The 5,105-nt window shown below is 69.1% G+C and carries 6 protein-coding genes; 3 read left to right on the top strand and 3 right to left on the bottom strand.

The window, feature by feature from the left end; all coding sequences use genetic code 11:
* The coding region (locus tag VF542_RS09355; protein WP_408651432.1) for a fibronectin type III domain-containing protein at positions 1-913 on the bottom strand (913 nt) is incomplete at its 3' end.
* Positions 914-1,230: 317 nt separating this feature from the next.
* Here VF542_RS09355 and VF542_RS09350 point away from each other — a divergent pair.
* Entirely contained in the window at positions 1,231-3,171 is a 1,941-nt protein-coding gene (locus tag VF542_RS09350; RefSeq protein WP_408651433.1) for a potassium transporter Kup, read from the top strand.
* 61 nt (positions 3,172-3,232) lie between these two features.
* Entirely contained in the window at positions 3,233-3,802 is a 570-nt protein-coding gene (locus VF542_RS09345) for a DUF6197 family protein (RefSeq protein ID WP_408651431.1), read from the top strand.
* Between the two features lie 36 nt (positions 3,803-3,838).
* On the opposite strand, the gene VF542_RS09340 is transcribed toward VF542_RS09345, so the two are convergent.
* Both VF542_RS09340 and VF542_RS09335 read right to left on the bottom strand, forming a co-directional pair.
* Positions 3,839-4,264 carry a hypothetical protein gene (locus tag VF542_RS09340; RefSeq protein ID WP_408651430.1) on the bottom strand — a complete coding sequence of 142 codons (426 nt, stop codon included), beginning with the start codon at positions 4,262-4,264 and terminating at the stop codon, positions 3,839-3,841.
* A gap of 15 nt (positions 4,265-4,279) precedes the next feature.
* Positions 4,280-4,885 (bottom strand): hypothetical protein, encoded by a 606-nt coding sequence (locus tag VF542_RS09335; RefSeq protein WP_408651429.1) that lies wholly within the window; start codon positions 4,883-4,885, stop codon positions 4,280-4,282.
* Positions 4,886-4,895: 10 nt separating this feature from the next.
* Here VF542_RS09335 and VF542_RS09330 point away from each other — a divergent pair.
* Positions 4,896-5,105 (top strand): hypothetical protein (locus VF542_RS09330; protein WP_408651428.1); only part of this gene is annotated, 210 nt, incomplete at its 3' end.

Below are 5,105 nucleotides of genomic sequence, written 5' to 3'. Positions count from 1 at the left end.
CGTCCAGGATGTAGAACCGGACGCCGCCGAAGGTGTAGGCGTACCAGGCGCTCGGGTAGTTGCCGGCCGGAAGGCCGTCCACCGACGGATACGGCGTGGCGCTGCTGTAGACGCCGCCTGAGCCGGTGGCGTTGGTCGCGCTCGGCCAGGTCGAGAAGAAGGTGCTGTTGCGGCCGTGGTTACCGGTCACCGAGTACAGCGGCAGGCTGGAGCCGACCTTGCCCCAGTAGCGGGCGTCGAAGATGTTGCTGGTCTCTGCCGCGCCGCCGGTGCCGTCGGCGGGATGGTTGAGGTCGCCGTAGTTGGTGGTGGTCCCGCCGCTGTAGGCGATGTCACCGGTGGAGACGGCGAAGAGGGCCGGGTTGCTGGCGGTGGCCGCGCTGGCCGCCAGCTGGGAGTCCACCGCGTCCTGGTAGCCGTTGTAGGTGTCCAGCGGTGCGTGGTTGGTGAGCGAGGTCTCCCCGAAGTCCCCGAGCACGTCGAAGCTGAACGACCCGGTCTCCCCAGCCCCGGGCGGCGTGCGGAAGCTGGCCGGGAAGCGCGGCGGCTCGGTGAGCAGCGCGGTGCCGGGAGCCGTCGTCCCGGTGTACACCCGGTAGCAGTACGCAGTCGATGCGGACAGGTTCTTCAGGATCACCGAGTGCTGGTAGTAGGCAACGCTCTCCCCGAATGCCGTGTACGTCGTCGCCGCGCTGGTCGCGGTCGCCGTGAACTGGCCGCAGTTGCCCGGCGGGCCGTAGGTCACCACCCCGGCGCTCTGGTCCGAGGCGTCGGTCGCCCACACCACGTCCACCGAGGACGAGGTCAGGTCGCTCAGGTAGGGATAGCGCGCCAGCACCGGCACGACCGCCCCGGCTCCGTCCGGTTGCGCGACCTGCAGTACGGCCAACAGCAGGGCCAGTACGGCGAACACCGCCACAGGCCGGCGGACCCGAACGGCAGGAGCCAAGAGCGCCATGTGTACCCCCGTGCACTGGCGAAGCCTTTTCTCGACCCGACCATCGGCAGGGCCAGCAACCGGCTCCTCAGCACGACGGCGCAGGCGCATTTCCGTTATACAGCGTTCATATCTCAATGAGAAGCGAGTAAAGCGCGAAGACCAGCACCCCACGAGCGGTAACGTCGTTGTCCGGCGCTGTCGAGGCGCCGGGGTTCAGCCGTGAGCCGCCGCTCGCCCGGCGCTTGCCGCTCCCTCTGAGGAGAAGAGGTGCCGTGACTGTTTCTGCCGCGATGGCTGGCACACCGGGCCCGGACGCTGCGGCGGGGGGAGCTCCACCCGAGCACGGCAGGGCCGGCGGTCGCGGCCTGGTACTCGCCGCGCTGGGCGTGGTGTTCGGCGATATCGGCACCAGCCCGCTGTACGCGCTGCACACGGTGTTCTCGATCGACAACGGCGCGGTGCGACCCACTCCGGCTGACGTCTACGGCGTCATCTCGCTGATGTTCTGGTCCATCACGATCATCGTTTCGCTGAAGTACGTCAGCGTCGTCATGCGTGCCGACAACGGCGGCGAGGGCGGCGTCATGGCGCTCGCCGCGCTAGCCCAGCGGCTGTACTCCCGACGCGCCACCCGCCCCGGCCTGCTCCTCGTGCTCGGCATCGTCGGCGTCTCGCTGTTCTACGGCGACTCGGTGATCACGCCGGCGATCAGTGTGCTGTCGGCGGTGGAGGGGCTGGAGGTCGCCGCCCCCAGCCTGGGCAACGTCGTCGTACCGGTGGCCGCGGTGATCCTGACCTGCCTGTTCGCCGCGCAGCGGTTCGGCACCGGCAAGGTCGGCAAGCTCTTCGGTCCCATCACGGTGCTGTGGTTCGCCGCCCTGGCCGCCGCCGGGCTGCACGGGATGCTGAAGCACCCGGGCGTCGTGCGCGCGCTGTCACCGAGCTATGCGGTGCTGTTCGCGGCCGCGCATCCCTACATCAGCTTCGTGGCGATGGGCGCGGTGGTCCTGGTCATCACCGGCGCGGAGGCGCTCTACGCCGACATGGGGCACTTCGGCCGGGCCCCGATCCGGCGGGCCTGGTTCTTCCTGGTGTTCCCGGCGCTGACCCTGAACTACCTGGGACAGGCGGCGCTGATCCTGGAGGAGCCGGGTGCCGCCGAGAACCCGTTCTTCCTGCTGCTGCCGAGCTGGAGCCGGCTGCCGATGGTGGTACTGGCGACCGCTGCCACCGTGATCGCCAGCCAGGCGGTGATCTCCGGTGCGTTCTCGCTGTCCCGGCAGGCGATGCAGCTGGGGCTGCTGCCGCCGCTGACGGTCCGCCAGACCTCCGAGCGCGAGGGCGGCCAGGTCTACCTGCCAGGGGTCAATGCGGCGCTGTTCGCCGGGGTGCTCGTGATCATGCTCGGGTTCCGGTCCTCGGAGCGGCTGGCGACGGCCTACGGGGTGTCGGTCACCGGGGCGCTCATCGTGGACACGCTGTTGCTGCTGGTCGTGGCGCGGGTGCTCTGGCAGTGGCAGCCCTGGAAACTCGCACTGGCGGCCGTGGCGTTCGGCGGTGTCGAGGCCGTGTTCCTGGCGGCCAACCTGTCCAAGGTCGCGCACGGGGGATGGCTGCCGCTGATCATCGCCGCCCTGGTCTTCACCGTCATGACGACCTGGCGTAGCGGGCGGGCCATCGTGACCGGGAACCGCAAGCAGAAGGAAGGCTCGCTGCGCGAGTTCATCGACGAGATCCGCGAGCGCGGCGTGCCTCGGGTACCCGGCACCGCGGTGTTCCCGCACCCGGGAAAGGACACCACCCCGCTGGCGCTGCGAGCCAATGTCGAGCACAACCACGTCCTGCACGAGACCGTGGTCATCGTCTCGGCCAGCACGCTGAACGTGCCGCACGTGTCGCCGGCCGAGGCCTTCAGCGTCGATGACCTCGGCTACGGCGACGACGGCATCCAGTACCTGTCGGTCAGCTTCGGGTTCTCCGACCGGGTGAGCATTCCGCAAGCACTGCACAGCGCGCACGCCGCCGGCCTGTTGGACGAGGGGCCCGTCGACCTCGCTCACGCGTCGTACTTCCTCTCCAGAGGGGCGATCCGCCGGACGCCCGCGCCGGGGATCGCCCGCTGGCGCAAGGCCCTGTTCGTCGCGCTCGCGCACAATGCCGCCGACCCCGCGGCCTACTTCGACCTGCCCGCTGACCGGACCGTGACGATGGGCAGCGCCGTTGACATCTGAGCTCGGCTGACGCAGCCTTTCCAAACGCGGCTGGATACGCGGCTGGATTCGAGGAGTTGCCATGTCAGTCCTAGCGACCACGCCGGTCCCGAGCGGCGTCGACCGCACCGCACCCAGCCTCTCGCGCCGGATCGCCGAGCGCAGACGGCTGGCACGAGAGGACCGGATACCCGCACAACTGGCCGAGCTATCTGCCGCCCGTGCGCTGTTCGCCGACGCCGTCAGGGTGGTGGAGGCGGGCTGGATCCAGGACGGCTGGTTCGCCTACCGCGACGAGCAGGACCACGAGCGCCTCGTCGGCCCTCACAACCTGCACGAGATCACCGGCCGGCAGCTGACCGGCGCCTGCCTGGTCGGCGCGATCGTGCACGCCGGTGGTGGCCTGCCGGCCGCCCGGACCCACCCGGTGCACCGCGCGCTGGACCTGACCTGGCAGGCGTTGTTCCGCGTGGCCCAACCGGTGGGTTACTGCCCGGCCCCCGCGTTACGGACCGCCCGGGTCCGTGACCTCACCAGGTGGAACGACCGGCCGAGCCGGACACCGGGCGAGGTCACGGCGCTGCTCGGTGCCGCCGACGAGATGGCCGCTGGGCAGGTCGACCAGGTACGTCACCTTGTCGAAGCTGTCTAGCGCAGCGGCTGGCCGACAGCGAGGAGGCCTCCGGGATCAGCCGAATCGTCGATGGAAGTCCGCGACCAGCGATTCACCGGCGGCAGTGACGAGTTGACCGACCAACGGGTGGACGATGAGTGAGACCACGGCACCGGCGAATTGTGGCAGCCGTTTGGTGAACCAGCCGCGGATGTGATCCATCGTCACCAGGTCAGGCTCGTCTTCGGCGGCGATCGCGTTCTCCAGCTCGGTTACCTTGGACAGCGCTTCCTCACGTTGCTCCGGTGGGGCGTTGGTCGCGACCTCGGACCGCAGTGCCGTCAGCAGGCCGGCCAGCTGGCTGAGCTGCTCCGTCGACAGCTGCTGGGCCGCGCCACCCAGAGCGGTATGGCTTTGGGCGATGTCGCGGCCGACCGCCAACTGGCCGGTCACCGGTGCGTTGACGATCGCTGAGTAACTGTCGCCTGCGTTGGTGCTCATGTTGGCTCGCCTTCGTTAGCCCGGGACCGGTAGGTAGGAGAACCACACTCGGATAGTGCGGCCCTTGGCGGGGAGCGTCACTATGAACTCGCAGGAAGGCTGCTTACCGACGCACGCCCCGTCCCAACTGGTGAAGATGTCCCCGCAGAATTCGGTGCATTGCCTGGCGGTAAGGGTGATCGGGGTGCCGACCGGGAACTGGGCCGAACAGGTGTCCGGGCATGCCAGACCGTTACCCTCGATCGAGGACGCGGGGGGAACGTAACCACCAGAACTGGCATTCACGAGTGTGACCGTCACCAGTGCCGAGGTGCCTGCCCCGGAAAGTTTGACGGTGGCCATCGCGCCGTCGGGCAGGGTGGCGGTGAGGGTCTCGGTGGCGACACCGACGACATTCGGGCTGAAGGTCACCGACAGCGTGCAGCTGCTCGCGCCACCGGAAGTGGACAGGACGGCGCAGCCGTTGTCGACACCGAACACGGTCTGCTCCGGCAGCCTGATGACCGGCGGGGCGTTTCCGGTGACGGTGAACGTGACGGTGTCCGTCGTCGAGAGCCCCACCTCGGTATCGGCGAAGGCAAGTGCCGTCGGGTTCGCCGTGATCGGTGGCGTCAGAGGCACCACGTCCGGTATGGAGATGTCGGTCGTCGGGCTGATGGGCGGAACCGAGGTGGGTGTCGACGTCGAGGCACTGGTAACCGGGCCGGAACTGGCAGTGGAGTGCGGGGATTGGTTGGTAGCCGGGCCGGAACTGGAGGTGGAGCGTGAGGACCCGCTGGAGGCCGGGCTGGAACTTGGGGTGGAGGGCCGGGATCGACTGGTGGACAGGCCGGCACCGGGG

Source organism: Jatrophihabitans sp. (assembly GCF_036389215.1).
Lineage (GTDB): Bacteria > Actinomycetota > Actinomycetes > Mycobacteriales > Jatrophihabitantaceae > Jatrophihabitans_A.
Note: the sequence above shows the minus strand (reverse complement) of the source record. Positions and strands in the feature narration are given on the sequence as shown.